Raw genomic sequence first — 25,910 nt, 5'->3', positions numbered from 1 at the left:
CGCCTAGCCTGCCACGCCGCCTGCCGCACCGGTCGGGTCGCTCCCCGCATCCAGCGCGGCCAGCAGTCGCTCGGCCTTCCAGCGACTCTCGGCGTACTCCTCCTCGACGTCGCTGCGCACGGTGATGCCGCCGCCGGTGCCGAGCGTCCACCGTCGTCGGTCCGGGCTGAGGAGCGTGCGGATCACCACCCCGAGGTCGGCCCGGCCGTCGGCGGAGACCCAGCCGAACGCGCCCGCATAGGCGCCGCGCGGACCGCCGAGCCCTGCCTCGACCCGGTCGATGAGCTCCATCGTCCGCAGCTTGGGGGCGCCCGTCATCGACCCGGCCGGGAAGAGCGCCCGGAGCGCCCCGATGGTGCCGACGCCCTCGCGCAGCCGGCCCCGGACGGTGCTGACGAGCTGGTGGACGCTGGCGTAGGACTCGACCTGCATCAGGTCGGGCACCGTCACCGTCCCGGAGTCGCACACCATCGACAGGTCGTTGCGGATCAGGTCGACGATCATCAGGTTCTCGCTGCGGAACTTCGGGTCCTCGGCCAGCCGACGCGCGCTCGCCGCGTCCTCCGCGGGGTCGTCGGCACGCGGCGTCGTCCCCTTGATCGGCCGCGTCTCGATCCAGCCGTCCGCGTCGACGAGCGCGTAGCGCTCCGGGCTCGAGCTCAGCAGCCACGCCCCCGCGCCCGGCACGTCGTGCTGCAGATAGCCCGCGTACGGCGCCGGGTTGCTCCGACGCAGCCGCAGGTAGGTCTCCACCGGGTCCCTCGGCGCGTCCACCTCGAGCCGGTAGGTCAGGTTCGCCTCGTAGGTGTCCCCGGCGTGCAGTGCCTCCTGCACCTCGCCGAAGGCCGATCCGTAGGCCGCCGGCACCGGCGCCCGTTCGCCGGTCGAGTAGCCGGAGCCGCTGGGCGGAGGCGTATCGAGACCAACGTGCTCGACCAGCCGGAGCTGGGACGGCCTCATCCACACTGCGTCGGGCAGGGCGTCGGGCACGGCGTCGGACGGCGTGGCCGGCAGGTCCGCGCGGCAGGCGTAGCCGAGGTAGCCGAACCACCGACCACCGGTCGCGACCTCGCGCTCGAGCACGGCCCAGATGTCGTCGCCGACGACCGACGCACCACCGTCGACGTGGCGGGTGACCTCGCGGCGTGGGGCCGAGTAGGTGATCGAGACGTCCGACGGCTCGAGCCAACCGATCAGCGAGCGCCGGCCCGACCACTGCCGACCACCGCCGCCGTCGAGCCACACACAGCGCCGGTGCGACCGGGCGACCTCGGCGAAGTGGTCCTGGATCCCGTTCACGCCGGCCCCAGGAAGTTGCGGACCAGGTCGGCGCCGTGGGTCGAGAGGATCGACTCGGGGTGGAACTGCACGCCCTCGAGCGGCAGCGTTCGGTGCCGAACGCCCATGACCGTGTCGTCCCCGGCCCACGCGGTCGGCTCGAGGCACTCGGGCAGCACCAGGGCCGCCAGCGAGTGGTAGCGCACCGCCTCGAAGGGGTCCGGCACCCCGCGGAACACCCCGCGGCCGTCGTGCCTCACGGTCGCCACGTCGCCGTGCGCCGGCTCGACCCGGTCGACCACGCCGCCGTACGTCGTCACGAGGCCCTGCATGCCGAGGCAGACGCCCAGCACCGGCAGCCCGAGTTCCAGCACCGACCAGTCGTACTCGTCGGGATGCCCGGGGCCGGGCGACAGCACGACGTGCGTGAACCCGGCGATCTCGTCGAGCGAGGTCTCGTCGTGCTCGACCACCTGGGGCGACTCGCCGATGACCGAGGCGATCAGGTGGACCAGGTTCCACGTGTAGGAGTCGTGGTGGTCGACGACGACCACGCGACGCACGGCCGTCAGTCCAGCAGCAGTCGCGCGGCGAGCCCGTGGAGCACGTCGTAGCCGCGCTCGGTGAGGATCGACTCTGCGTGGAACTGGATGCCCTCGAAGTGCGGGCCGTGGACGGCGTGGACGTCGCCCGAGTCCGCGTCGACGTCGACCGTGATGCCGTCGGGCAGCGCCGCGGCGACCCGGCCGACGAAGGTGTTGTAGAAGCCGACCCGCTCGGTGCGGCTCTCGCCGCGCAGCGAGAAGGGCACCGCCGACTGCGTGCCCTGGAAGATGATGTCCTTGTAGTGCAGGCCGATCCCGAGCTGGTGGCACAGCGCCTGGTGGCCGAGGCACACCGCGAGGAACGGCCGCTCCGCGGCCAGCAGCGATCCCACCGCCGCGCGGAGGTTGGCCATCTTGGGGTCGGCGTCGTCGCGCGGGTCACCCGGCCCGGGGCCGACGATGACCAGGTCGTAGCCGTCGATGCACCCGTCGACGTAGTCCTCGTGCCGGACGACCGACGAGGTCATGCCGAAGCCGCGCAGGATGTGGCGCAGCATCTTCACGAAGTCGTCCCCGCCGTCGAGGATCACGACCGACTTCCCGGCCAGGCGCGGGTCCGGCGCGGCGCCGGCCTGGTCGGTGAGCCAGAAGGCCGACAGCCGGCGGTTGCGCTTGTTGAGCTCGAGCAGGACGTCCTCGTCGGCGACCAGCTCGGGGATGCCGACGCCGCTGGCCGCCGGGGCGGGCGGCACCAGGCCGAAGGCGGCGAGGATGCCGCCGGCCTTGGCGTGCGTCTCCGCCACCTCGTACGCCGGGTCGGAGTCCCGCACCAGCGTCGCGCCGGCGGTGACCTTCAGCCGGCCGTCGGTGGACACGTCGGCGGTGCGGATCACGATCGGGCTGTCGACGACCGGCGCGCCCGACCCGTCCCGGCCGAGGATGGCGAGCGCGGCGCCGTAGTAGCCGCGGCCCTCCGGCTCGTAGGCCTTGATGAGCCGGCACGCGTTCTCGACCGGCGAGCCGGTCACGGTGGCGGCGTACATCGTGTCGCGCAGGACCTCGCGCGGGTCGCGGTCGGTGTGGCCGGCGAGGAGGTACTCGGTGTGGATGAGCCGCGACATCGGCTTGAGGAACGGGCCGAGCACCTGGCCGCCCTCCGAGCAGATGTCGCACATCATCTTCAGCTCCTCGTCCACGACCATGTAGAGCTCGTAGATCTCCTTCTCGTCCTTGAGGAAGTCCAGCAGGGCCGGCTTCAGCCCGGCGGCGACCTCTTCGCTGGTCGAGGAGGGAGCGCCAGCGGCCGTATCGAGGCCCGTCCCGACACCCGGCAGCCGGAAGGTCCCCGAGATCGGGTTCATGCGGACGTCGCCACCGGCGATCGACACGTGCCGCTCCGGCGACGCCCCGACGAGGTAGCGGTCGCCGGTGAAGAAGAGGAAGGTCCAGTAGGCGCCGCGCTCGCGCTCGAGCAGCCGGCGGTAGACGGTCAGCGCCTTCTCGGCGGTCCAGTCGGCGACCACGGCGCGGTAGTGCCGGCCGATGACGAGGTTGGCGCCCTCGCCCTGCCCGATCTCGTCGCGGATGACCGCCTCGACGGTCTTCTCGTAGTCCTCGTCGGAGGTCTCGAAGCCGCCTCGGTCGGTGAAGTCGATGCCGCCGTCCGGCAGCGCCTCGACCACGTCGGCGACGCTCAGCTCGACCTCGGTGTCGATGTCGACGACCACCAGCGGGGTGCCGTCGTCGTGTGCTTCGAAGCCTCGCTCGGCGACCTGACGGAACGGCACGGCGAGGAGCCGGTCCACGGTCCGGCCGGGCTCCGGCACCCCGGTCTCCAGCGGTACGTCGAGCAGCGACTCCGCCACCCAGCGGCGACCGCCGAGCGCTCCGATCGTGTCCTTGCCCCCCACCCGGGTCGAGCGCCGGATGAGGGCCCACGCCTCGTGCTCCTGGATCGCGGCGATGGCGTCCCGGGCGTCGCTGTGCGTGGTCATGGGCGGAAGCCTAGTGATCTGCGTGGCGGCCGGTCGTCCCGTTTCAGCGGGCAGGCGACCGGGCCGAGATGACAGGCCTCAGCGGCAGGCCTCGTCGGCCTTCAGGAGGATGTCGGCCCACGTCGAGAAGTAGGCGGGCTTCGGGTGCAGACCGTCGCGCAGCCATCCCGGGTGTCTCTTCGCGCGGGACCGCCACGGAACGACGCAGGTGTGCGGGCGCTGTGCGGCGATCTGGTTCATCCAGTGCGCGTAGGCACCGGTGGTCCGGGCTGCCCTGTGCCCCCAGCGCCACGGCGCCTTGTAGGGCGTCACGAGCAGCACCCGGGTCGACCGCGGCAGGCGACGGACCGTCTCCTCGTAGTCCGCCTTCGACCAGCCCGCCGACTGGTTGGAGCCCAGCTCGATGACGACGCGGGACGGTCGCCGGTCGACGGCGCGGAGGTTGCTCACCAGCACCGGGAGGTCGGAGACCGGGCGGCCGTGGACGGCGTTGATCGTCCAGCCCGGGCGCTGCTCGGCGATGTCGTCGGTCGCATAGGCCGCGATGGAGTCGCCGAGCAGGTAGGACCCGGTCTCCGACCAGGTCAGCCGGTTGGCGGCCGGGCCGGACTGGCGCGCGTGCAGGCGAGGACCGGCCATCGCCGGCGGGGCCACCGACCCCGCCACGACCAGCACGAGGAGGGCACCGAGAAGAGTGCGAAGCGGCCGCATCGAGATCCGTTTCAGGTGAGAGGGGAGCGCGAAAACCATATCCCGGTCGGCCGCAGGACACACCGACGCGTCAGGTACGTCGGCAGGAGCCGCGCCTTCCTGCGTCGTTCTCCGGGCTCAGCTGATCGTGGTCAGCAGCTGGGTCGCCCGGGTGAGCACGACGTAGAGCGTGGCGCGGCCGGTCGGCGACTCGTCCTCGATCTCCTGCGGGCGCACCACGACGATGCCGTCGAACTCGAGGCCCTTGGTGTCGAGGCCGGTGAGCACGACGACCCGGTCCTCGCCGGACGGGGTCGACCCGGCATCGGCGGCCGACGCCCGGGCCGACGGCGCGTCGGCGGCGAGCTCGGGCCAGGACGCGAGCCAGGAGTTGACCTCGGAGCGACGGGCGACCGGGACCACGACGCCGACGGTCCCGGCGACCTGGCCGGCGAGCCGGACGACCTCCGTGCGGGTCGCCGCCTCGAGGTCGGCGACGCCGTCGAGCACCTCCGGCTCGACACCGGTCGAGCGCACGGCGGTCGGGAGGTCGGCGTCCAGGCCGACCCGGCCGGCGTACGCGGCAGCGAAGGCGTAGATCTCGGCACTGTTGCGGTAGTTCGTGCCGAGGTGGAACTCGTGGACCGGCTTGCCCTCGAGCGCCTCGGCGCGGGCCGTGGCAGCCTCCTCCGGCACCGGCCAGGAGGACTGCGCCGGGTCGCCGACGATGGTCCAGGACGCGGTCCGGCCGCGCCGGCCGACCATGCGCCACTGCATGGGCGTGAGGTCCTGAGCCTCGTCGATGAGGACGTGGGCGAACGGGTCGTCCTCGATCCGGTTGGTCGGCGGACGCCACCCCGGACCCGAGGCGAACTCGCGGTCCGAGGCGGTCAGCAGCTCCTGCACGTTGATGTTGAGCTCGGTGTCGACGTCGCGCTCGTCGGCGGGCTGCTCGGGCAGGTCGCCGAGGGCGTAGCGCAGCTCGTCGAGCAGGGGCACGTCCTGGATCGAGAGGTCGACCCGGCCGTTGGCACCGGAGTGGGACGACCACGACTTGAGCAGCAGCGCCTGGTCCTCGGAGCTGACCACGCCGTCGCCGACCCGGGCGAGGAACTCGGGGTCGCGCAGCCAGCCGAGCACGGTCTCGGCGTCCAGCGCCGGCCACCACGCGGCGGTGAAGTCGAGGAACCGCTGGTCGCCGAGCATGTCGTCCTCGAAGGCCGGCTTGCCGCGCTCGCGTCCGCGCTCGCTGCGGACCTGTCGCCACAGCGCGTCGAGCAGCGTGTTGGCGACGCGCGGCAGCTGGCGGTTGCGGCGGCCCTGGCTCATCAGCTGGCGGCGGAGGTTGCCGAGCCGGTTGCGGTCGAGGGTGAGCACGTCGTCGCGGTAGAAGATGCGGAACTCACCGGGGCTCCCGGGCACCTGCTGGCGGGCGGTACGCCGGAGCAGCTCGGTCATCCGCGCCGAGCCCTTGACGGCGGCGACCGCGGGCTCGTCGTGGCGGGTCGCCTTCACGCCGTCGACGACCTCGCCGAGGCTGCGCAGGGCCACGGCGGTCTCGCCGAGGCTGGGCAGCACCCGCGAGATGTAGGTCATGAACACGCCGGACGGGCCGACGATCAGCACGCCGCCGGCCTCGTAGCGCCGGCGGTCGGTGTAGAGCAGGTAGGCCGCGCGGTGCAGCGCGACCACCGTCTTGCCGACGCCCGGACCACCGGAGATCGAGACGACGCCCCGGCCGGGCGCGCGGATCGCCTTGTCCTGCTCGGCCTGGATGGTCGCGACGATCGAGTGCATCTGGCGGTCGCGGGCCCGGCTGAGCTGGGCCATCAGGGCGCCCTCGCCGATGATCGGCAGCTCGGTCTCGCGCCCCTCGTAGGCACTGGCGTCGAGCAGCTCGTCCTCGACACCGAGGACGTCGCGCCCGCGGGCGCGCAGCACGCGCCGGCGTACGACGTTCTGCGGCTCCGCCGCGGTGGCCTGGTAGAACACCGCGGCCGCCGGTGCCCGCCAGTCGATCAGCAGGGAGTCGCGGTCCTCGTCGCGCAGGCCGATCCGGCCGATGTAGCGCGGCTCGCCGTCGACCTCCGGGCGCAGGTCGAGGCGGCCGAAGACCAGCCCCTCGTGCGCCGCGTCCAGCTGGGCGATGCGCCGCGCGGCCTGGAAGACCATCGCGTCACGCTCGACCAGACCGCCCTCGTGGCCGAGCCCGCCACGCGCATGGCCTTCCTTCGCCAATGCCTGCGCCGACTTCGCCGACTTCTCCAGCTGCACGTAGACCCGATCCACGAACGCCTGTTCGCGTGCGATCTCCTGCTCGACAAGCTCCTCGCTCAACCCGCGTTCCCCTCGAGGCTCATCCGTGTCCGGTGCGCCCCGTCTCCCGAGCAGGGCAGCAAGTCGAAAAGCCTACCCCGCGAGGTGCTGGGGGCGCAGATCGTCCCACCGTTTCGTCGGCCGCGGGCCTTCCGGGCCGGCATCACTTCTTGGACAGGAACGCGAGCATCGCCTCGCGGGCCTCGTCGGAGGCGAAGAGCCGGGCGCTGAGCGTGGCCATCTCGTCCTCGCCGGCATCGATGGCGGCCAGCAACGGGCGGGCCAGCAGCGCCTTGGTCTCCCGCAGGCCCTGCGGCGCGCCGCTCGCGACCGAGGCGCACACCCGGACGACCTCGGCGGCCAGGTCGTCGCCGTCGACGACGGTCGTCACGAGGCCGAAGTCGGCCGCGGCGTCGGCGGGGAACTTCTCCCCCATCAGGAAGGTGTAGGCCGCAGCGCGGCTCGTCAGCCGGGGCAGCACGGTCAGCGAGATGGCCGCGGGGGCGAGGCCCAGCTTCACCTCGGTCAGTGCGAAGTCGGCGTCCTTCGTCGCGATCACGATGTCGGCGGCGGCGACGATCCCGATGCCCCCGGCGCGGACCGGGCCGGCGAGTGCGACGACGACCGGCTTGGGGTGCGCCACGATGGCCCGCTGCAGACCGACGATGGCACGCGGGCCGTCCTCGGCCGCACCGCTCGCCGCCTCCGACAGGTCCGCGCCCGAGCAGAACACTCGGCCCGATGACGTCAGCAGCACCACCTTCGCCTGCTCGTCCGCCGCCGCCCGCTGCAGCTGCGCGAACAGCTCCCGAACGAGCTGCCGGGAGAGCGCGTTGCGGTTGTGCGGGGAGTCGAGGGTGATCGTCGCAACGTCGTCGGCGACGGCGTAGTGGACCAGCTCAGCATCTTCGGGCATGCGGACCATCCTGCCGGATCTCTACGATGCCGAACGTGCCCCTCGCCGCCTCGCGCAGCGTCGGCCGCGGCGTGGCGCCAGGAGTGCTCGCCGTCGCGGTCGTGCAGGCGGTCGCCCTGCTCCTGCTCGCGCCGCACTACGGGCCGCATCGCGACGAGCTCTACTTCACCTCGGCCGGCCACCGGCTCGCGTGGGGCTACCCCGACCAGCCGGCGCTCACGGCCCTGCTCGCCCGCGCCGCCGACCTCGTCGCCCCGCACAGCGTCCTCGCGCTCCGGGTCCCGAGCGTGCTGGCCTCGGTCGGAGTGACGCTGCTGACGTCGTGGTTCGCCCGGGCGCTCGGCGGAACCAGGTCGGCCCAGATCGTCGCAGCGGTCGTCTGTGCCGCCTCGGTCATCGTGCTCGCGCTCGGGCACCTGCTGTCGACCGCCACGTTCGACATGCTCACGTGGACGGCCGTGCTCGCGCTGGTCACCGCGGCACTCCGGGCCGGCACCGGCCCGTCCGACGTACACCGGGCGCGGTGGCTGTGGCTCGGAGCCGGGCTCGTCGCGGGCGTCGGCCTCAACAACAAGCACGCCGTCGCATTCCTCCTCGTGTCACTGCTGGTCGCGCTCGCCGTCTGCGGGGCGTCCCGGCCGGCCCTGCGCACCCCGTGGCCGTGGCTGGCGGCGGCACTCGCGGCGCTGCTCTGGCTGCCGAACCTGGTCTGGCAGGCGCAGCACGACTGGCCGGTGTTCGCGCTCGCCGCCGACATCCGCGAGGAGTACGGCGGCCTCGGGGAGCGGGTCGCCTACGTCGGCGAGACGCTGATCATGTTCAGCCCGCTCATCGCGGTCGTCTGGATCACGGGGCTGGTCGCGCTCCTGCGCCGGCCGCACTGGCGACTGCTCCGGCCGCTGCCGGTGACGTTCCTGATCCTCGCCGGCTGGTTCCTCGTCGCCGGCGGCAAGGGCTACTACCTCGCCGGCGCCATCCCTCCCCTGCTCGCGGCGGGCTGCGTCGTGGTCGCCGAGCGCTGGGCACGGTTGCGGCTGGTCGTGGCGTCCGCGGTGCTCGCCCTCTCGGCGGCGGTCGCCTGGCCGATCTTCCTGCCCGTGCTGCCGGTCCACACCTGGGCAGGCACGTTCTACGCCGACGCCGGTGAGGACCAGCGCGAGACGGTCGGCTGGCCGGCGTACACCGACGAGATCCGCGCGGTCGTGGCCGGGCTGACCCCCGCGCAGCGGCGGACCGCTGTCGTCTTCACGCAGAACTACGGCGAGGCCGGCGCCGCGGAGTGGTACGACGTCGGGCTGCCCGTCTTCAGCGGCCACAACGGCTGGCGTAACTGGGGCCCGCCACCCGCGGGCGCCGGACCGGTCGTGGTCGTCGGCGACCTGGACGCCGAGCGGTTCTTCACCGGCTGTCGCGAGGTGGCCCGGCTCGACAACCACCACGACCTCGACGCCGAGGAGCAGGGCGCTCCTGTCCGGGTGTGCGACGACCCCGACGGGTCGTGGGCCGAGCAGTGGCCGCGGCTGTCGCACTACGACGCGTGACGCGTGATCGTCGACCGTGCCCGGCGGATACCGGGAGGCCATGGACAAGGTCGAGCAGGCCTTCGCCGCGGTCCCGCGCGAGGGGTTCCTCCTCGAGGGCGACCGGTGGCGGGCGGCCGAGGACGCCCCCATCCCGATCGGGCACGGCCAGACCAACTCGCAGCCCACGACCGTCCGGGCGATGCTGCGCCTGCTCGACGTCCAGCTGGGGCAGCGCGTGCTCGACGTCGGCGCGGGCTCCGGCTGGACGACCGGCCTGCTGGCCCACCTGACCGGACCGGAGGGCGAGGTCGTCGGGGTCGAGCTCGACCCCCGGCTGGCCCGCTGGGGCGCCGGCAACGTCGCGGCCGGCGGTTGGCCGTGGGCGCACGTCGAGGAGGCGCAGCCCGGCGTGCTCGGCGCACCGGCCGGGGAGCCGTACGACCGGATCCTGGTCTCCGCCGGCGCGGAGTCGATGCCCACCGCGCTGCTCGACCAGCTCGCCGACCCGGGCCGGCTCGTCGTGCCGGTCGAGGGCTGGATGACGCTCGCGGTCCGGCAGCAGGGCGTGGACGAGGTGACCACGCACGGCGCCTACCGGTTCGTGCCGCTGCGCTAGCCGGCGAACGCCTCAGAGGCGGCCCAGAGGCGGCCCAGGGGTGTCTCAGAGGTGGTCGTGCGGCTCCGCGATCTCGTGCGGCCCGGGCGGGTCTCCTTCGGGCCGGCGACGCGGACGGCGCGACTTCCGGGCCCAGCTCGGGTCCATGATGATCTCGTGGGTGTCGCCGTCGCGTCCGTCGAAGGTGACGGCGACGGTCTGGAAGCCCTTGTGCCGGTTCATCAGGGCGTAGGACGCGTAGGCACGGCGGTCGGCGTCGGTGAGGTCCACCGCATCCGTGAACGGGGTCAGCAGTGCCCGCGGCCACAGCCGCCGCACGAGCACCACGTTGATCTCGATGCCGAGGATGCCGATGACCGCGGCGAGGTAGATGAAGGCGATCAGACCCAGGACCGTCGCGAAGGTCTTGTTCGCGCCCCCGGCCTCGTTGATCACGTTGGTCACGTAGACCGCGCCGACCCACTGCAGCACCTGCCACATGATCGAGAGGGCGAACGCGCCCGGCGCCGCCGAGCGAAGCGGGTGGTCGCGCGCAGTGGCCAGACGGAACAGGAGCGTGATGACCGTCCCGATGACGATGACGGTCAGGATCATGATGAGCCAGCGCAGGACCGGGGTCTGCGCGGTCGGACCGAAGACCTTGGTGTTCGCGCCGAGGGTGGAGACGACCGAGAGGGCGAGCACGCCCAGGCCCGCGGTGGCGAGCAGGATCAGGCTGCGCACGCGCAGCAGGATCGGGTTGGGGCGGCTGTTGCGCGGCACCGACCACGCCGTGTTGAGCGCGTTCTGGATCGCCTGACCGAGACCCATGGCGCCGTAGAGCGCGACCACCGAGCCGATGACCACACCACCGGTCGAGCCCTGGATCGACTCGGGCCGGCCGAGCTGGTCGCCGATGATCGGGAACTGGCTCAGGGCCGTGTTGAGCAGCTGCTCCTGCAGGTCGGCGTTGCCCTCGAGGAAGAAGCCCAGGATCGAGGAGCCGAGCAGCATCAGCGGGAAGATCGCGATGAATGCGTAGTAGGTGACGATCGCGGCGAGGTAGTTGCCCTGGTCGTCGAAGAACTTGTAGATCACGCCCAGCGGGAACGCGACCGGGGGGAACTGCCGTTGCGCACGGTCAACCGCAGCCACGACGCCCACGTGGCCAGGCTAGGGCATGGGGTGGGGCGTCCGACCGGCTGCGCGCCGCCCAGGACGCGCGCTTCGGCCGGACGCCTGACCTCATGCCCTCTGGCCGTCGGGCGGACCCGGGTCGGGAAGCGTGGGCATCTCGTGCCCGGTGTGGCGCCCGACCAGGACGGCCCGGGTCACCGCCGCCTTCCCGAACCGGTCGTGCACGGCGTCCAGCGCGGTGTCGAGCTCGCGGTTCGTCGCACCCGCCCCGCGGTCCCAGAGCGGCAGCTCGAGCTGCTCGCTGCGGGCGTCGGCGAGCCCCGAGATGGTGATCCCGAGCAGCGTGCAGCCGCGCTCCTCGATCAGCGGTCGCGCCTCGCGGAGCACCCGACGGCCCACCTCCAGCCAGGTGGCGGTCGCGCCGGTCGACCGCGGGATCGTCGCCGACCGCGTCGCGCGGGTGTAGTCGTCGAAGCGGAGCCGGAGCGTGAAGGTGCGCCCGATCCGCTCGCCTGACCGCAGCCGCCGCGCCACCCGGTCGACGAGGGCCGCGAGGAGCGCCTCGAGGTCCTCGAAGGAGCGGTGCTGGCGGCCGAACGCGCTCTGCGAGCCGATCGAGCCACGCCGCCTGCCGACCACGACCGGCCGGGGATCCCGCAGGTTGGCCAGGGCGTGCAGGTGTCGTCCGGACGCCTTGCCGACGGCGAGCGTCAGCTCGGCCTCCTGGCGCGCGGCCAGCTGTCCGACCGTGTAGATGCCCTCCGCGTGCAGCTTCGCCGCCGTCACGGCGCCGACACCCCACAGCCGCTCCACGGGCAGGGGGTGGAGGAAGTGCTCCTCCCCGTGCACCGGCACGACCAGGAGACCGTCGGGCTTGCTGACCGCGCTGGCGACCTTGGCGAGGTACTTCGTCCGGGCGATGCCGACCGAGATCGGCAGCCCCACCTCCTCACGGACGCGCTGCCGCAGCGTCGTCGCGATCTGCTCGGGCGGGCCCACCAGCCGGCGCAGGCCGCCGACGTCGAGGAACGCCTCGTCGATCGAGACGCCCTCGACCAACGGCGTGGTGTCGCGGAAGATCTCGAAGACCCGCCGGCTCGCCTCGACGTACGCCTCGAAGCGCGGCGGCACGACGATCGCGCCCGGGCAGGCCGCGAGCGCCGCCCGGCCACCCATCGCCGAGTGCACGCCGAACGCCTTCGCCTCATAGCTCGCCGCCAGGACCACTCCGCCGCCGACGATGACCGGACGACCGCGCAGCCGCGGGTCGTCGCGCTGCTCGACCGACGCGAAGAACGAGTCGAGGTCGGCGTGGATGATCACCTCCCCATGATCGAACTCATGTTCGACCATGGCAACACCGGATCATCGTGCGCCCCGAACGGTCACGAGCTCAACGCACTCCTCAGGGGCCCGGGCCGGGTGCCGATCGCTGAGAGTGAGATGAACCGTCCCGCGCCTCGCCGCCTCTCCGCGCTCTGCGGCGCCACCTTGGTCGCCGCCCTCACGCTGCTCCCGGGCTCGATCGTCGGTCCCGGCGCCGTTGCCGCAGGTGCGGTCGTGCCGAGCGCGCGGCTGGCGCCGGCGGGTGCGCGCGTCATGGTCTCGCCCGTTCCGCGCCGGGTCGCGCTGGACCGTCGGGTCGTGGTCCGTGGACAGGTGGTCGACGGCTCGGGCGCGCCGGTCGGCGGTTCGGGGGTCGAGGTCGAGGTGAGCACGCGGGGCGGCTGGGCCGCGGTGCCCGGCTCCACCTCCGTCGCCGACGCGCTCGGTCGCTTCCGGCTGCCGGCGCCGACCTTCTACTACGGGCGCCACGTCTTCCGCGTGGTCGCTCCGACAGCGACCGGAACGGCCGTGTCACCGAGCCGGGCGATCACCGTCCGGACCCCCTTCCGACCGGCCGGGCGGGCGGGTGCCGGCCGGGTCGATCCCGCCCGGTTCGACCCGTGCACGGCGGTCCCCTACCGGATCAACTTCTCCGGTGCGCCGGGCAACGCTCGCAGCCTCGTCGCCGCCGCCCTGCACAAGGCGCGGGCCGCCACCGGCCTCACCTTCGTCTACGCGGGGTCGTACGCCGGGATCCCGTTCAGCCGCCAGGGTGACGGCGGTCTGCCGGCCAGCGGGATCGGCTTCGCCTGGACGACGCCGCGCGAGGTGCGCGGTCTCGCCGGCTCGGCGATAGGCCTCGGCGGCGGCTGGACGTCCGGCCGTCGGCGTACGTCCTCCGGAGTGGTCATCGACCGGACCTTCCACTACCGCCGGGGCTGGACGGGCGCGAACTCGATCGGCGGCCTCGTCCTCCACGAGCTCGGCCACGCGCTCGGCCTCGAGCACGTCTCAGACCCCCAGCAGCAGATGTACCCCCTCGACATCGGGGCGCCCCACGGCGACTACAACCGCGGCGACCTCGCCGCCCTCCGCCGCATCGGCCTCGACGCCGGCTGCCTGTGACCTCCTGACGAGGTCTCCGCTCAGTACGACTTCGGCAGCCCCAACGAGTGCATGGCCACGAAGTTGAGGATCATCTCCCGGCTGACGGGGGCGATCCGGCCGAGGCGGGCCGCGACCAGCTGGTTGGCCAGGCCGTACTCCACGGTCAGGCCGTTGCCGCCGTGGGTGTGCACGGCGACGTCGGTCGCGTTGCAGGAGACCTCGCCGCCGGCGTACTTCGCCATGTTGGCGTACTCCCCCGCCGCGAAGTCGTCCCCGGCGTCGTAGAGCGCCGCCGCCTTCTGCCACAGCAGCCGGGCCTGCTCGATCTCGATCTTCACCTTCGCCAGGGGATGAGCGATGCCTTGGTGGGCCCCGATCGGCTGGTCCTTCCAGACCGTCCTCGTCCTCGCGTAGTCGACCGCCTTGCCCAGCGCATACCGGGCGAGCCCGCACGAGAGCGCGGCCCCCATGATCCGCTCCGGGTTGAGCCCGACGAAGAGCTGCCACAGACCGCCGTCGGCGCTGTCCGGGTCGCCCACGAGCGCGTCGGTCGGGAGCCGTACGTCGTCGAGGAAGAGCGTGAACTGCTTCTCCGGCGCCTGCCAGGCCATCGGGATCAGCTGCCGGGAGAACCCCGGCGCGTCGGTCGGCACCACGAAGAGCGCGGGCTTCAGCTTGCCGGTCCTCGCGTCGGCCGTCCGCGCGACGATCAGCACCGCCTGCGCCTCGTCGACCCCGGAGATGAAGGTCTTCTGGCCGCTGAGCACCCACTCGTCGCCATCGCGGGTCGCGGTCGTGGTGATCTCGTGGGAGTTGGAGCCGGCGTCGGACTCGGTGATGCCGAAGGCCATCAGGAGGGAGCCGTCCGCGATCGCAGGCAGCCAGCGGCGCCTCTGCTCGTCGGTGCCGCACCGGGTGATGATCGAGCCGCAGATCGCCGGGCTGACAACCATCATCAGTAGCGGCGCCCCGGCCGTCGCCGCCTCCTCGAGCACCGCGGCGAGGTCGGCCATGCCGCCGCCTCCGCCGCCGTACTCCTCGGGGATGTTGACGCCGAGGAACCCGTTGCGGCCCATCTCCAGCCACAGGTCGGTGGTCTTGCCGCCCTCGCGCGCCTGCTTCTCGATGTACTCCCGGCCGTACTTCCCGGCCAGCCTGGCCACCGCCTCGCGCAGCGCTACGCGCTCCTCCGGCTCGGTGAAGTCGATCGTGCTCATGCCTGCTCCTCCGCTGTGTCCGCCGACTGCGTGCCCTCGACGACGGCGAGCACCGCGCCCGCCTCCACCTGCCGGCCGATGGTCGCGGCCAGCTCCGTCACCGTCCCGGCGCGCGGCGCCACGACGGTGTGCTGCATCTTCATCGCCTCCACGACCAGCAGCGGCTGGCCCTCGGCCACCCGGTCGCCGATCACGACGTGGACGGCCACAACGCTGCCGGGCATCGGTGCCAGCAGGCTGCCCTCCGCCACCTGCGTCGCCGGGTCCACGAACCGCGGGACCCGCTCGAGCGCCGTGTGCCCGAACGGCCCGTCCACGTCGATGCGGTCGCCGGTGACGCACACGTCGTACGTCGACCGCACGCCGTCGACCTCGAGCACGACCTCGACCTCGCTGATCGAGGAGGGCACGACCTCGCTGGTCGAGGAGGTCCGCGAGGGACGAGCGGCCCGTATCGAGACCACGGTGACCCCCTCGACCCGGTAGCCGTCGCGGCCGCCGTACCACTCGGCCGACGTGCCGTCGGTGAACTCCACCCGCTGCGGCTGGCTGGTCACCGTCCGGAACCCGACCGGGATGCGCTGCTGGACCTTCCGCGTCGCGCGCGCCGTCTCCGCGACCGCCAGCGCGGCGGCCTTGCGGACCTCTTGTTGCTCCCGGGGCCAGCGTGACCCCTGGGCCGACTCGGAGGTCGCACCGGCCCCGCAGGCCCCAAGAGGTCCTCCGTCGGCGAGGAACGCCGTCGAGAGCCGCTCGGCCAGGAACTCGGGCGACTCGAGGATCGCGACCAGCTGCTCGCGGTTGGTCCTGACGCCGTGGATCCGGGCGCGGCGCAGCGCCGCCGCCAGCCGGCGGGCCGACTCCGCCCGGGTCGGAGCATGGCCGATCACCTTGGCGAGCATGGCGTCGTAGAACGGCGTGACCGTCGACCCGGAGCCGAAGCCGGCCTCGACCCGGATTCCTTCCATCGCCGGGATCTCGAAGCGGGTCAGCGTGCCGGTCTGCGGCGCGTAGTCGGCCGCCGGGTCCTCGGCGTAGAGCCGCACCTCGATCGCGTGCCCCTGCGGCGTGGTCTCGATACGCCCGCTGGCGCTCGCTACTCGACCAACGACAGGTTCGCCGGTCGAGTAGCCGGAGCCGCTAGGCGGAGGCGCATCGAGACCCGGCACCGCCCTCGCCGAGGAGATCTGCAGCTCGACCAGGTCGACCCCGAAGACCTCCTCGGTGACGGGGTGCTCGACCTGGAGCCGGGTGTTCATCTCGAGGAACCAGAACCGCTGCGTGGCCTCGTCGTAGAGGAACTCCACGGTCCCGGCGCCGCGGTAGTCGATCGCCTCCGCGGCCTTGCGGGCCGCGTCGTGCATCGCCGTGCGGACGTCGTCGGGCAGGCCCGGCGCGGGCGCCTCCTCGAGCACCTTCTGGTGCCGGCGCTGGATCGAGCAGTCGCGATCGCCGAAGACGGAGCTGTCCACGAGCTGCACCTCGACGTGCCGCCCCCGCTCGACGTAGGGCTCGACGAAGACCGTGCCGTCGCCGAACGCCGACTCGGCCTCGGCGCGCGCCGCGGCGATCTCGTCCTCCAGCGCGGAGAGCGAGCGCACGACGCGCATCCCGCGGCCGCCGCCGCCCGCCGACGCCTTCACCAACAGGGGGAGGTCGGCCTCGGTCGGCCGGTCCGGCGCGGAGAGCACCGGCACTCCGGCCGCCGCCATGATCGCCTTCGCGCCGATCTTCGAGCCCATCGCGTCGATCGACTCCGGCGAGGGACCGATCCAGGTCAGCCCGGCGTCGATCACAGCGCGGGCGAAGGACGCGTTCTCCGACAGGAAGCCGTAGCCGGGGTGGATGGCGTCCGCGCCGGCCTTGAGCGCGGTGGCGACGACCAGGTCACCCCGCAGGTAGGTGTCGGACGGCGCCGACCCCGGCAGCCGGACGGCCAGGTCGGCCTCGGCCACGTAGGGCAGCGCCTCGTCGGCGTCGGAGAAGACGGCGACGGTCGTGATGCCCAGCCGGCGGCAGGTCCGGAAGACGCGGGACGCGATCTCGCCGCGGTTGGCGACGAGTACGCGAGAGATCACAGGAGTCACAGTCGGAACACCCCGAAGTTCATCTCGCCCTCGACGGGCTGGTTGGCGAGAACGGACAGGCAGATGCCCAGGACGGTCCGGGTGTCGCGGGGGTCGATGACCCCGTCGTCGTACCCCAGCCCGGAGAGGAAGAACGGCAGCGACTGCTCCTCGATCATCCCCTCGACCATCGCCCTGACCCCGGCGAAGCCCCCGGCGTCGAAGACCTCGCCCTTCGACTCTGCCGACTGCCGGGCGACGATCTCCATCACCCCGGCGAGCTGGGCCGGCCCCATCACCGCCGACTTGGCCGAGGGCCAGGTGAAGAGGAAGCGCGGGTCGTAGGCACGGCCGTTCATGCCGTAGTTCCCCGCGCCGTACGACGCCCCCATGATCACCGTCAGGTGCGGGACCTTCGAGTTCGAGACCGCGTTGATCATCTGCGCGCCGTGCTTGATGATCCCGCCCTGCTCGTAGTCGGTGCCGACCATGTAGCCGGTGGTGTTGTGCAGGAAGAGCAGCGGCGTGTCCTTCTGGTTGGCCAGCTGGATGAACTGCGCCGCCTTCTGCGCCTCCTCGCTCATCAACACGCCGCGCGCGTTGGCGAGGATGCCGATCTCGTAGCCGTGCAGCCGCGCCCACCCGACGCAGAGCGACGAGCCGTAGAGCGGCTTGAACTCGTCGAACGCCACCGCGTTGTCCGGCGAGATCCCGTCCACGATGCGCAGGATCGCCTCCCGCGGGTCGAACGGCTCCTTCAGGTCGGTGGGGATCAGGTCGAGCAGTCCGTCCGGGTCCAGCTCCGGCTCCGCGAACGTCGGCGCAGGGACCGGGCCGCGCTTGCGCCAGTTGAGCCGGGCGACGACGCGGCGCGCGATCCGGATCGCGTCACGCTCGTCGACGGCCAGGAAGTCCGACGACCCCGAGACCCGCGAGTGCATCTCCGCCCCGCCCAGCGACTCGTCGTCGGTGTCCTCACCGGTCGCCATCTTGACCAGGGGCGGGCCGGCCAGGAACACCTTCGCGGCCTCCTTCACCATGATCACGTAGTCGCTCATGCCGGGGACGTAGGCGCCGCCGGCGGTGGAGTTCCCGAAGACGACCGAGATCGTCGGCCGCTTGGCCGCCGAGGCTCGGGTCAGGTCGCGGAACCCCTGGCCGCCCGGGATGAAGATGTCCTTCTGGGTCGGCAGGTCGGCGCCGCCGGACTCGGTCAGGTTGATCGTCGGGATCCCGTTGCGGGCCGCGATCTCCGCGGCCCGGAACGACTTCTTCAACGAGTTCGGGTTGAGCGAGCCGCCCTTGACCGTCGGGTCGTTGGCCACGATGAGGCACTCGACGCCCTCGACGACGCCGATCCCCGTCACCATCGACCCGCCGACCGCGAAGTCCGAGCCCCAGCCGATCAGCGGCTGCAGCTCCAGGAACGCGGAGCCCTCGTCGACGAGCAGCTCGATCCGCTCGCGGGCGGTCAGCTTGCCGCGGGCGCGGTGCCGGGCGACGTACTTCTCCCCGCCGCCGGCCACCGCCTTGGCGTGCTCGGCCTCCAGCTCCTCGATCTTGGCCAGCATGGCCTCGCGGTTGCTCACGTCGGTGGTCATGCCTCGACCACGTCCTTCATCCGCCGCAGCGTGGTGGCCATGCCGCGCTCGTTGGTCAGGCCGCGCAGCCGCCCGAGCACGAGCCAGTAGAGCCGGAGGGCCCGCCTGGTCTCGAGCCGGAAGTACTCCGTGACGAGCGTGCCCCCGTCCCGCGGCTCGAGCCGGTAGCCCCAATTGTTCACCGCCAGCTCGTCGGTGCCGACGACGAACTCGAAGAGGCGCTCGGGCTCGCAGGCGGTCACCGTGCAGGGCGTCCAGTACGTCGGCCCGACGCCGTTGCGCTTGACGTGGCCCTTGAACCGGGCGCCGACGGCCGGCCCGTCGTGGCCGTGCCGCCAGCGCGCCTCGAACGTCTCCGGCGAGAACTCCCCGATGCGGGTGACGTCGCTGACGAGGTCCCAGACCTTCTCGGGCGGCGCGTCCATCCACAGCGACACCTCGCCGGACATCGGGCGGCTCATCGGTCGTAGCCCAGCAGCTTGGCGGCCAGGTCGGTCATCACTTCGGTCGTTCCCCCTCCGATGGGCAGGATCCGGGAGTCGCGGTAGTGCCGCTCCACCTCGGTCCCGTGCATGTAACCGGTGCCGCCGTGCAGCTGGACGGCCCTGTCGACCACCCGCTCGCACGCCTCGACGGCGGTCTGCTTGGCCAGCGCGGCGGCCGCGACCGTCTCGGCCGTCGTGCCCTCCGCGACATAGCGGTCGACGACGGCGTGGGTGTAGGTCCGTGCCACCTCGACCAGCCGGTGCATCTCGACGAGCGCGTGCCGCACCACCTGGCGGCCGATCAGCGGCTCGCCGAAGGTGCGGCGCTCCCGCGCGTACGCCGCGGTGAGGCCCAGCGCCCGTGAGGCGATGCCGTAGCCGTGCACCGCGAGCGCGATCCGCTCGGTCACGAACGCCTCGGCGATGTAGCCGAAGCCGGCGTCCTGCTCGCCCACCAGGTTCTCGGCCGGCACCCGGACGTCGCTGAAGCCGAGCTCGGCGGTGTCGGAGCAGTGCCAGCCCATCTTCCGCAGCGAGCGGTCCACCGTGAAGCCGGGCGTGCCCTTGTCGACGACGAGCAGGCTGATGCCGCCGGCGCCCGGTCCGCCCGTGCGCACGGCGGTCGTCACGAAGTCCGCGCGGACGCCCGAGGTGATGAACGTCTTGGCGCCGCTGACCACGAAGTGGTCGCCGTCGCGGACCGCCCGGGTGGTCAGGTGGGCGACGTCGGAGCCGCCGCCGGGCTCGGTGATGGCCAGCGACCCGATCAGCTCACCGGCCAGCGTGGGCCGGACGTAGCGCTCGACCAGCCCGGCCGACCCGTGCGCGACGATGTGCGGCAGCGCGATCCCGTGGGTGAACAGCGCGGCCATGAGGCCGGAGGACGCACCCTCGGCGTACATTCCCTCGGAGACGGCCACGACGTCGGCGAGGCTCCCGCCCTCGCCGCCGACCTGCTCAGGGAAGCCGATGCCGAGCAGCCCCTGCTGGGCGGCGGCCAGGTGCAGCGACCGGGGAACGGTGCCCTCGTCCTCCCACTCCTGCAGGTGCGGGAAGACGTCGCGGCGGGTGAACTCCGCGCCCAGGTCGTGGAGGTCCACTAGAGCAGCTCCTGGTCGATGTGGACGGTCCGGCTGCGGACCCACTCGCCCAGCGCCTTGGCCTGCGGGTCGAACCGGCGGCCCTCGGCGACGCCCGCGCCGAGCAGGCCGCGGATCAGGACGTTCACACCCCCCAGGTTCGGCAGCGGATGGACCTCGATCTCGAGGTCGGCGGACTCCGGGACCAGCTCGCGGACCTTGGCCGGCGTGATCAGCCTGGTCAGCCAGGCCACCCGCGCCCCCTGCAGGGCCGGATCGGCGTCGTGGCTCACCCACAGCCCCAGGTTGGCGTCGCCGCCCTTGTCGCCGGAGCGGGCGTGGACGAAGGTGCCGAGCGGCAGCCGCCGGTTGAGCGAGTCGGCCACCGCGGCGTCGGCCGAGGGTCGCTCGGCGGCCGGCTCCTCGGGCGCGGCGTACGCCGGCGGGTCGGCGACCTGCTCACGGGTCCCGTCGTCCATCACCACGGTGTGGGCCACGGCCGACCGGTCGACGTGATCCGCGCGGTAGACGCCGTAGGGCGCCGGCGACGTGGGCGGCGCGGTGACGTGGAAGCCGGGGTAGGACGCGAGCGCGAGCCCGATCAGCGGCTCGGTGAACGGCTTGCCGAGCGGGTCCGGCGTCGGCGCCCATGCCGTCAGCCGGAGCAGGCAGGCGGCGCCCTCCTCGGTGGGCGAGTCCGGCTCGGGCACGCGGTACGCCGACCAGACGTGCTCCACCCCCTCGAGCGAGACCTGCGCCTTGATCCAGGCGGCCTTCTCGTCGATGTCCAGCCCGGTGAGCACGAACTCGCAGGAGTTGCGGAAGCCGCCCAGCTCGGTGACCGCGACCTTGAGCCGCTGGGGCGGCGGTGTGCCACGCACCCCGCTGATCGCGACCCGGTCGCGGCCCTCCTGGCTCAGCCTGATCGAGGTGAGGTCGGTGGTGACATCCGGGCCGAGGTAGCGAGGCCCTTGGATCTCGTACATCAGCTGCGCGGTCACCGTGTCGACGGTGACCGCGCCGCCGGTCCCGTCGTGCTTGGTGATCACGCACGAGCCGTCCTCGGCCAGCTCGGCGATCGGGAACCCCAGCGGCCGCGGGCGGCTGGTCTCGGGACGGGCCCGGTGCTCCTCCTCCACCAGCGAGTCGCCGGTCGAGGAGGTTGCGCCAGCAACCGTCTCGAGACCCGGCAACGAGGTGAACCCGCTGAAGTTCCCGCCCGTCGCCTGCGTGCCGCACTCCAGGACGTGGCCCGCGACGACCGCGCCGGCCAGCCGGTCCCAGTCGTCGGCGGCCCAGCCGTGGTGCGCGACGGCCGGCCCCACGACCAGGGACGCATCCGTCACCCGACCGGTCACGACGATGTCGGCGCCCGCGGCGAGCGCCCGGGCGATGCCGAAGCCGCCGAGATAGGCATTGGCGGTCAGCGCGCCGGGGACGTCGACGCGGTCGCCCTCGACGTACGCGATCCTCGCCTCGGGCGCGATCGAGCGCAGCCGCCCGGCCAGGCCCGCCGGGTTGAGACCGCCGGCGTTGCTGACGATCCGCACCCCCTTCTCCAGCGCCAGCCCGAGGCAGTCCTCGGCCTGGCGGACGAAGGTCTTGGCGTAGCCGAGCGAGGCGTCCTTCATCTGGTCGCGCCCGAGGATCAGCATGGTCAGCTCGGCGAGGTAGTCGCCGGTCAGGAAGTCGAGGTCGCCGCCCTCGAGCTGGTCGCGCATGGCCGAGAGCCGGTCGCCGTAGAACCCCGAGCAGTTCCCGATCCTGACCACACCCGAGCGCGTCATCGCCGCTCCCTCCCCGCCCCCGCAGGCCCGGCGAACGCCTGCGCGATGTCGAGCCACCGGTCCGCCTCGTCGCCGGCGGCGACGAGCTCGGTGTCGTCGCGGTGGATGCGCTGGGTGACCAGCCGGGCGAAGTCGTACGCCGGCCCGCTGACCGTCTGGGCGGCCGACTCCGGCCCCCACGACCACACGTCGCCGCTCGGGGCGACCAGGTCGACGCGGAACTCCTGGGCGGGCGCGGTCAGCCCGTGCGTGCGGAACGCCCAGTCGCGGGTGCGGATGCCGAGGTGGCAGACGTTGCGGATCCGGTCGGTCGGCTCCGGGACGCTGCCCAGGCCGGCGTCGGCGAGCGCCTCGTAGACGTCCAGCGCGTGCGCCCAGGTCTCCATGAACCGGGCGGTCGCCATGGAGGCCGGTGACATCGGCGGGCCGAACCAGGGCAGCTTGCCGTCGGCCCCACGCAGCGCACCCGCCAGCGCCGTCCGGGCGGCGTCCCAGCGGGCGAGGAGGTCCTCGGGAAGGGCCGCGGCCACTGCGGTGGCGCCCTTGTCGACGAACCCGTCGGGGTCCTCGATCGCGGCGAGGACCACCTCGTCCCACTCCTGCTTGTCGCCGCGCGCCGCCCGCGCGGCCAGGACGGCCACCTCGTCGGTCCAGGTCAGGTGCGCGACCTGGGTCGCGACGTCCCAGCCCTCGGCGGGAGTGGGCGTGTGCCACCCGGCGTCGTCGAGTCCTGCGACGGCGGCGCGCAGCCGGTCGCCCTCGGCCGCGAGGTCGCGCAGCAGGTCCTCCAGCATGCTCATGAGAGCTCCTCCTCCAGCACCTCGGACCATCGGTCGAGGATCCGCTTGCGTCGTCGGGCGTCGTCGGTGATGGTGCTGGCGAGCCCCAGCCCGCGGACCAGGTCGAGCGTCGCCTGCACGAGCTCGCGCACTCCCGCCTTGGACTCGTCGGCGTCGAGCAGCTCCACGGTCAGCCGATGGGTCTCGCGGCCGACCCGCTGCTCGAGCGGGGCGACCTCGGCGAGCAGGTCCGGGTCGGTCCGTGCGGCCACCCACAGCTCGAGCGCGGCGGTGAAGACCGGCGAGGTGAAGTGGTCGGCGAGCATGCCCAGCACCGCTCGGGTCCGCTGCGGGCCGGCGGGGATCCGCGCCGCCGCCGCGGCCAGCTCGACGCCTCGGGTCGCGGTCACGTGCGAGACGGCCGCGAAGACGAGGTCGTTCTTCGTGGGGAAGTGGTGCAGCTGCGCGCCGCGGCTGACCCCCGCCCGCTCGGACACGAGCGTGGTCGTCGTACCCGCGAAGCCCCGCTCGACCAGCAGGGCGACCGTGGCGGCGAGCAGCCGCGCCCGCATCGCCCGGCTGCGCTCCTCCTGGGGGACGCGCGTGCTCGGCTGGCTCACGCGCCCACCCTGCCGTCGCAGCAACAAACAGTCAAGCCTGACTTTTATTGCTCGACGGTCCGCCACTGGGGTCAACTGGACCCATGGCCATCGCACGCACCCCCACGATCGTCCTGGACTGCCCGGACGCCATCGCCCTCGCCACCTTCTACGCCGCGCTGCTCGACTGGCGCCTCATGCCGCAGGAGGGCGCCGACTGGACCACCATCCGCGGCCCGGAGCCCCACCAGATCCTCGACTTCCAGCAGGTGGACGGTGACTATGCGGCGCCGACGTGGCCCAGCCAGACCGTCCCCCAGCAGATGCACCTCGACGTCGTCGTCGACGATCTCGACGAGGCCGAGGCCGCCACTCTCGAGCTCGGGGCGACCAAGGCCGAGCACCAGCCCGGGACGACCTTCCGCGTCTTCCTCGACCCCGCCGGGCACCCGTTCTGCCTCTGCCTGTCCTGACGGGCGTGACTTAGCCGATCGGTCAGCGTTTACCCGAGGTGATACCGAAGTCGTCGTCAGGGCGCTACCTTGCCTCGACTCCTCTCGGAAGCTGGTGGAACTGATGGTTGGGCTCGCGACGTCGACCGGCCCGGACGGCGCTGCCGTCCTCGCGGTCTCGGGCGACCTCGACATCGCCGGCGTCGCCGCGTTCCTCGAGCACGCCCAGCCGCTGCTGCAGTCGGACGCCGCCGTGATCGAGGTCGACCTGCGCGACGTGACGTTCCTCGACTCCAGCGGCATCGGCGCCCTGGTCCGGCTCCGCAAGGCCACGGCCGACGGTCAGCGCCTGCGCCTCTCCCACGTCCCGGCGTCGGTCGCCCGGGTGCTCGAGCTCACCGGCCTCACCGACCTCTTCGCAGACCGGTCCGACTGGTGAGCCGGGTGGGCCTCGGCCCTCGGGCGATCGCAGCGCTGATCGCCGCTGTCGGCATCGTGCTCACCTGCCTGGGCAGCTGGACCCTCGCCCGCGGCGACGCCGCCAGCGAGCACCGGATCCTCAAGGTGCAGACCGGCCAGGCGGCCTCCGTGCTGTCGGCGGCGGTCACGGTGATCGAGCAGCCGCTCTCCACCGCGCTGAGCGTCCTGCAGGTGGCCGGACCCGACGACGGCTCCGCGTTCACCGAGTTCATCACGCCGTACGTCGGCTCCAAGAAGCCGTTCGTGTCGGCCTCGCTGTGGAAGCGTCAGGGCGACGGCCTGACCCGGCTGGCGACGACCGGGGCAGCCCCCACGCTCGACCCGAGCAGCGACGAGGCGCGCGAATTCGTCCGGCACGCCTACGACAGCACGGGCACGACGATCCGGCTGCTCGCGGCCGGTGGCCGCAACCTGCTCCTCTGGGGCAAGGCGGACCCCCGCACCGGCCTGGCCGTCTACGCCGAGCGCGTCATGCCGGCCGACCGGCAGGCCAGTGTCGCCGCCAACTCGGCGTACTCCGGCCTCCACTACGCGATGTACGTCGGCCACCGCGCCGACTCCACGTCGCTGCTCTCCACCGACGTCGAGCCCGCGTCGCTCCCGATGAGCGGCTACACCACGCGGGCGACCATCCCGTTCGGGGACACCGACGTCACGCTGGTCACCGAAGCCCGGACCCACCTCGGCTCGGCGCTCAGCCGGTGGCTGCCGCTCGGCGTCCTCATCGGCGGCCTGCTGCTGACGGTGATCGCCGCGCTGACCGGCCTGCGACTCGCCCGCGGGCGGCGCGACGCCGAGCAGAACGCCACGACGATCACCGCGCTCTACGAGCGCGTCGACAACCTCTACGGCCAGCAGCGCGAGCTGTTCGAGCGCCTGCAGCGCGCGCTCCTGCCCCACGTCCACCCGACCATGCCCGACCTGGAGATCGCCTCGAAGTACGTCGCCGGGGCCCACGGCACCGAGATCGGCGGTGACTGGTACAGCGTCGTGGCCCTCGACGAGCACCGGTTCGGCTTCGTCGTGGGCGACGTCTCCGGGCGCGGCGTGGACACCGTCGCAGTGATGGCGCAGGCCCGTTTCACCGTCCGCGCCTACCTGATGGACGGCGACGAGCCGGCGGTCGCCCTGGAGAAGTGCTCCCGCCAGTTCGACATCACCAGCGATGGGCACATGACCACCGTCATAGCGGGGGTCGGCGATGTGCGCACGGGCGAGGTGATGCTCGCCAGCGCCGGCCACCCCGCACCGCTGCTGCTCAACGGGACCGCCAGCACCGTGCAGGTCCCGCCCGGCGTCCCGCTCGGCATCGGCCCGGCACGCTACGAGCAGACGGCGTTCCAGCTCGACCGCGGCGCCACCCTCTTCTGCTTCACCGACGGTCTCGTCGAGCGTCGCGGGGAGGCCATCGACCTGGGTCTCGACCGCCTGGCCGCGACGCTGGGCGAGGCTTGCGACCGTGCGGTCGACGAGCTGGTCGCCCATGCGGTCGACACGCTGCGGAGCCCGGACGCGAGCGACGACATCGCCGTCCTGGCGCTGCGCCGGGTGGGTGCCTGATGAAGACCCAGCTCCGTGGCACCCTGAGCGCTCCGGCCGAGGCGCGACGGTTCGTCCTCAGCGCGATGCGCAAGCTCCGCGGGCACGTGACCCGGCCCGACACCGACGACATCGTCCTCGTCGTCAGCGAGCTCGTCACCAACGCCGTCCGCGCCGACGCCGCCGTCATCGGGCTCTCGCTGGTCGTCGAGGACAAGCACATCCGCCTGGAGATCTCCGACGACGCCGAGGGCTGGCCGACACCCCGCCGGGCCGGAGCCGACGACCTCAGCGGCCGCGGCCTGGCGATCGTCGACGAGCTCGCCGACCGCTGGACCACCACCGAGCTGCGGCCCGGCAAGCGGGTCACGGTCACCTGGTACCGCGGCTGACTGTTCG

The 25,910-nt window shown here is 72.8% G+C and carries 23 protein-coding genes; 7 read left to right on the top strand and 16 right to left on the bottom strand.

The window, feature by feature from the left end:
• Positions 1 to 3: 3 nt before the first annotated feature.
• The 6 genes from BM236_RS06645 to BM236_RS06620 all read right to left on the bottom strand — a co-directional run bounded on the left by BM236_RS06645 (position 4) and on the right by BM236_RS06620 (position 7,739).
• The gene (locus BM236_RS06645) at positions 4 to 1,299 is read right to left on the bottom strand and encodes an anthranilate synthase component I family protein (protein WP_091121692.1); all 1,296 of its coding nucleotides are present in this window, start codon (positions 1,297 to 1,299) and stop codon (positions 4 to 6) included.
• Positions 1,296 to 1,841, bottom strand: coding sequence for an anthranilate synthase component II (locus tag BM236_RS06640; protein WP_091121690.1), 546 nt, complete (start codon positions 1,839 to 1,841; stop codon positions 1,296 to 1,298). The genes BM236_RS06645 and BM236_RS06640 overlap by 4 nt, the downstream gene beginning before the upstream one ends.
• A 5-nt stretch (positions 1,842 to 1,846) precedes the next feature.
• On the bottom strand, positions 1,847 to 3,817 hold the full coding sequence (locus BM236_RS06635; RefSeq protein ID WP_091121687.1) for an anthranilate synthase family protein: 1,971 nt from the start codon (positions 3,815 to 3,817) through the stop codon (positions 1,847 to 1,849).
• Positions 3,818 to 3,895: 78 nt separating this feature from the next.
• Complete coding sequence (locus BM236_RS06630; protein ID WP_139230046.1) at positions 3,896 to 4,528, bottom strand: SGNH/GDSL hydrolase family protein; 633 nt, start codon at positions 4,526 to 4,528, stop codon at positions 3,896 to 3,898.
• A 117-nt stretch (positions 4,529 to 4,645) separates the two neighbouring features.
• Complete coding sequence (locus BM236_RS06625; protein WP_091121682.1) at positions 4,646 to 6,844, bottom strand: HelD family protein; 2,199 nt, start codon at positions 6,842 to 6,844, stop codon at positions 4,646 to 4,648.
• 142 nt (positions 6,845 to 6,986) lie between these two features.
• Positions 6,987 to 7,739, bottom strand: a complete 753-nt coding sequence (locus BM236_RS06620) for an enoyl-CoA hydratase family protein (protein ID WP_091121680.1) — start codon at positions 7,737 to 7,739, stop codon at positions 6,987 to 6,989.
• Between the two features lie 26 nt (positions 7,740 to 7,765).
• On the opposite strand from BM236_RS06620, the gene BM236_RS06615 reads away from it, so the two are divergent.
• On the top strand, positions 7,766 to 9,280 hold the full coding sequence (locus BM236_RS06615; protein ID WP_091121678.1) for a glycosyltransferase family 39 protein: 1,515 nt from the start codon (positions 7,766 to 7,768) through the stop codon (positions 9,278 to 9,280).
• A 40-nt stretch (positions 9,281 to 9,320) separates the two neighbouring features.
• Positions 9,321 to 9,878, top strand: coding sequence for a protein-L-isoaspartate O-methyltransferase family protein (locus BM236_RS06610; RefSeq protein WP_091121676.1), 558 nt, complete (start codon positions 9,321 to 9,323; stop codon positions 9,876 to 9,878).
• Positions 9,879 to 9,923: 45 nt separating this feature from the next.
• Here BM236_RS06610 and BM236_RS06605 read toward each other — a convergent pair whose 3' ends face one another.
• A complete protein-coding gene (locus BM236_RS06605; RefSeq protein WP_245750181.1) occupies positions 9,924 to 11,021 on the bottom strand; it encodes a YihY/virulence factor BrkB family protein in 1,098 nt (365 codons plus the stop codon).
• Between the two features lie 81 nt (positions 11,022 to 11,102).
• Positions 11,103 to 12,317 (bottom strand): DNA polymerase IV, encoded by a 1,215-nt coding sequence (gene dinB, locus BM236_RS06600; RefSeq protein ID WP_245750180.1) that lies wholly within the window; start codon positions 12,315 to 12,317, stop codon positions 11,103 to 11,105.
• A gap of 120 nt (positions 12,318 to 12,437) precedes the next feature.
• Between dinB and BM236_RS06595 the strand changes: the two genes are divergently transcribed.
• Entirely contained in the window at positions 12,438 to 13,445 is a 1,008-nt protein-coding gene (locus BM236_RS06595) for a matrixin family metalloprotease (RefSeq protein WP_139230045.1), read from the top strand.
• A 20-nt stretch (positions 13,446 to 13,465) separates the two neighbouring features.
• Here BM236_RS06595 and BM236_RS06590 read toward each other — a convergent pair whose 3' ends face one another.
• From BM236_RS06590 to BM236_RS06555, 8 genes are read right to left on the bottom strand one after another with little or no spacing between them, the layout of a single operon-like run.
• A complete protein-coding gene (locus BM236_RS06590) occupies positions 13,466 to 14,644 on the bottom strand; it encodes an acyl-CoA dehydrogenase family protein (protein WP_091121668.1) in 1,179 nt (392 codons plus the stop codon).
• Entirely contained in the window at positions 14,641 to 16,722 is a 2,082-nt protein-coding gene (locus tag BM236_RS06585; RefSeq protein WP_091121665.1) for an acetyl/propionyl/methylcrotonyl-CoA carboxylase subunit alpha, read from the bottom strand. The genes BM236_RS06590 and BM236_RS06585 overlap by 4 nt, the downstream gene beginning before the upstream one ends.
• Before the next feature lie 5 nt (positions 16,723 to 16,727).
• Entirely contained in the window at positions 16,728 to 18,311 is a 1,584-nt protein-coding gene (locus BM236_RS06580; protein WP_091121663.1) for an acyl-CoA carboxylase subunit beta, read from the bottom strand.
• Positions 18,308 to 18,772 (bottom strand): SRPBCC family protein, encoded by a 465-nt coding sequence (locus BM236_RS06575; protein ID WP_217645250.1) that lies wholly within the window; start codon positions 18,770 to 18,772, stop codon positions 18,308 to 18,310. The genes BM236_RS06580 and BM236_RS06575 overlap by 4 nt, the downstream gene beginning before the upstream one ends.
• Complete coding sequence (locus BM236_RS06570; RefSeq protein ID WP_091121659.1) at positions 18,769 to 19,896, bottom strand: acyl-CoA dehydrogenase family protein; 1,128 nt, start codon at positions 19,894 to 19,896, stop codon at positions 18,769 to 18,771. Before BM236_RS06570 ends, BM236_RS06575 begins: the two co-directional genes overlap by 4 nt.
• Positions 19,896 to 21,662, bottom strand: a complete 1,767-nt coding sequence (locus BM236_RS06565; protein ID WP_175507579.1) for an acyclic terpene utilization AtuA family protein — start codon at positions 21,660 to 21,662, stop codon at positions 19,896 to 19,898. Before BM236_RS06565 ends, BM236_RS06570 begins: the two co-directional genes overlap by 1 nt.
• Positions 21,659 to 22,462 (bottom strand): TIGR03084 family metal-binding protein, encoded by an 804-nt coding sequence (locus BM236_RS06560; protein WP_091121655.1) that lies wholly within the window; start codon positions 22,460 to 22,462, stop codon positions 21,659 to 21,661. Before BM236_RS06560 ends, BM236_RS06565 begins: the two co-directional genes overlap by 4 nt.
• Complete coding sequence (locus BM236_RS06555; protein ID WP_091121652.1) at positions 22,459 to 23,061, bottom strand: TetR/AcrR family transcriptional regulator; 603 nt, start codon at positions 23,059 to 23,061, stop codon at positions 22,459 to 22,461. Before BM236_RS06555 ends, BM236_RS06560 begins: the two co-directional genes overlap by 4 nt.
• Positions 23,062 to 23,144: 83 nt before the next feature.
• Here BM236_RS06555 and BM236_RS06550 point away from each other — a divergent pair, with 83 nt between their 5' ends.
• The 4 genes from BM236_RS06550 (at position 23,145) to BM236_RS06535 (ending at position 25,903) form a co-directional block, all read left to right on the top strand.
• Positions 23,145 to 23,513, top strand: coding sequence for a VOC family protein (locus BM236_RS06550; protein ID WP_091121650.1), 369 nt, complete (start codon positions 23,145 to 23,147; stop codon positions 23,511 to 23,513).
• Between the two features lie 103 nt (positions 23,514 to 23,616).
• Complete coding sequence (locus tag BM236_RS06545) at positions 23,617 to 23,931, top strand: STAS domain-containing protein (RefSeq protein WP_091121648.1); 315 nt, start codon at positions 23,617 to 23,619, stop codon at positions 23,929 to 23,931.
• Positions 23,928 to 25,532: a PP2C family protein-serine/threonine phosphatase gene (locus BM236_RS06540; protein ID WP_139230043.1), complete on the top strand. Its 1,605-nt coding sequence runs from the start codon at positions 23,928 to 23,930 to the stop codon at positions 25,530 to 25,532. Before BM236_RS06545 ends, BM236_RS06540 begins: the two co-directional genes overlap by 4 nt.
• Positions 25,532 to 25,903 (top strand): ATP-binding protein, encoded by a 372-nt coding sequence (locus BM236_RS06535; RefSeq protein WP_091121644.1) that lies wholly within the window; start codon positions 25,532 to 25,534, stop codon positions 25,901 to 25,903. The genes BM236_RS06540 and BM236_RS06535 overlap by 1 nt, the downstream gene beginning before the upstream one ends.
• The last annotated feature ends 7 nt before the right edge of the window (positions 25,904 to 25,910 follow it).

The organism is Nocardioides terrae, assembly GCF_900112345.1.
Lineage (GTDB): Bacteria > Actinomycetota > Actinomycetes > Propionibacteriales > Nocardioidaceae > Nocardioides > Nocardioides terrae.
Note: the sequence above shows the minus strand (reverse complement) of the source record. Positions and strands in the feature narration are given on the sequence as shown.

Excerpts from the sequence above, each read along its gene's own strand:
- BM236_RS06635 (WP_091121687.1), bottom strand. The coding sequence starts at position 3,817 with ATGACCACGCACAGCGACGCCCGGGACGCCATCGCCGCGATCCAGGAG.
- BM236_RS06630 (WP_139230046.1), bottom strand. The coding sequence starts at position 4,528 with ATGCGGCCGCTTCGCACTCTTCTCGGTGCCCTCCTCGTGCTGGTCGTG.
- BM236_RS06620 (WP_091121680.1), bottom strand. The coding sequence starts at position 7,739 with ATGCCCGAAGATGCTGAGCTGGTCCACTACGCCGTCGCCGACGACGTT.
- BM236_RS06615 (WP_091121678.1), top strand. The coding sequence starts at position 7,766 with ATGCCGAACGTGCCCCTCGCCGCCTCGCGCAGCGTCGGCCGCGGCGTG.
- BM236_RS06610 (WP_091121676.1), top strand. The coding sequence starts at position 9,321 with ATGGACAAGGTCGAGCAGGCCTTCGCCGCGGTCCCGCGCGAGGGGTTC.
- BM236_RS06595 (WP_139230045.1), top strand. The coding sequence starts at position 12,438 with ATGAACCGTCCCGCGCCTCGCCGCCTCTCCGCGCTCTGCGGCGCCACC.
- BM236_RS06590 (WP_091121668.1), bottom strand. The coding sequence starts at position 14,644 with ATGAGCACGATCGACTTCACCGAGCCGGAGGAGCGCGTAGCGCTGCGC.
- BM236_RS06580 (WP_091121663.1), bottom strand. The coding sequence starts at position 18,311 with ATGACCACCGACGTGAGCAACCGCGAGGCCATGCTGGCCAAGATCGAG.
- BM236_RS06575 (WP_217645250.1), bottom strand. The coding sequence starts at position 18,772 with ATGAGCCGCCCGATGTCCGGCGAGGTGTCGCTGTGGATGGACGCGCCG.
- BM236_RS06565 (WP_175507579.1), bottom strand. The coding sequence starts at position 21,662 with ATGACGCGCTCGGGTGTGGTCAGGATCGGGAACTGCTCGGGGTTCTAC.
- BM236_RS06560 (WP_091121655.1), bottom strand. The coding sequence starts at position 22,462 with ATGAGCATGCTGGAGGACCTGCTGCGCGACCTCGCGGCCGAGGGCGAC.
- BM236_RS06550 (WP_091121650.1), top strand. The coding sequence starts at position 23,145 with ATGGCCATCGCACGCACCCCCACGATCGTCCTGGACTGCCCGGACGCC.
- BM236_RS06545 (WP_091121648.1), top strand. The coding sequence starts at position 23,617 with ATGGTTGGGCTCGCGACGTCGACCGGCCCGGACGGCGCTGCCGTCCTC.
- BM236_RS06535 (WP_091121644.1), top strand. The coding sequence starts at position 25,532 with ATGAAGACCCAGCTCCGTGGCACCCTGAGCGCTCCGGCCGAGGCGCGA.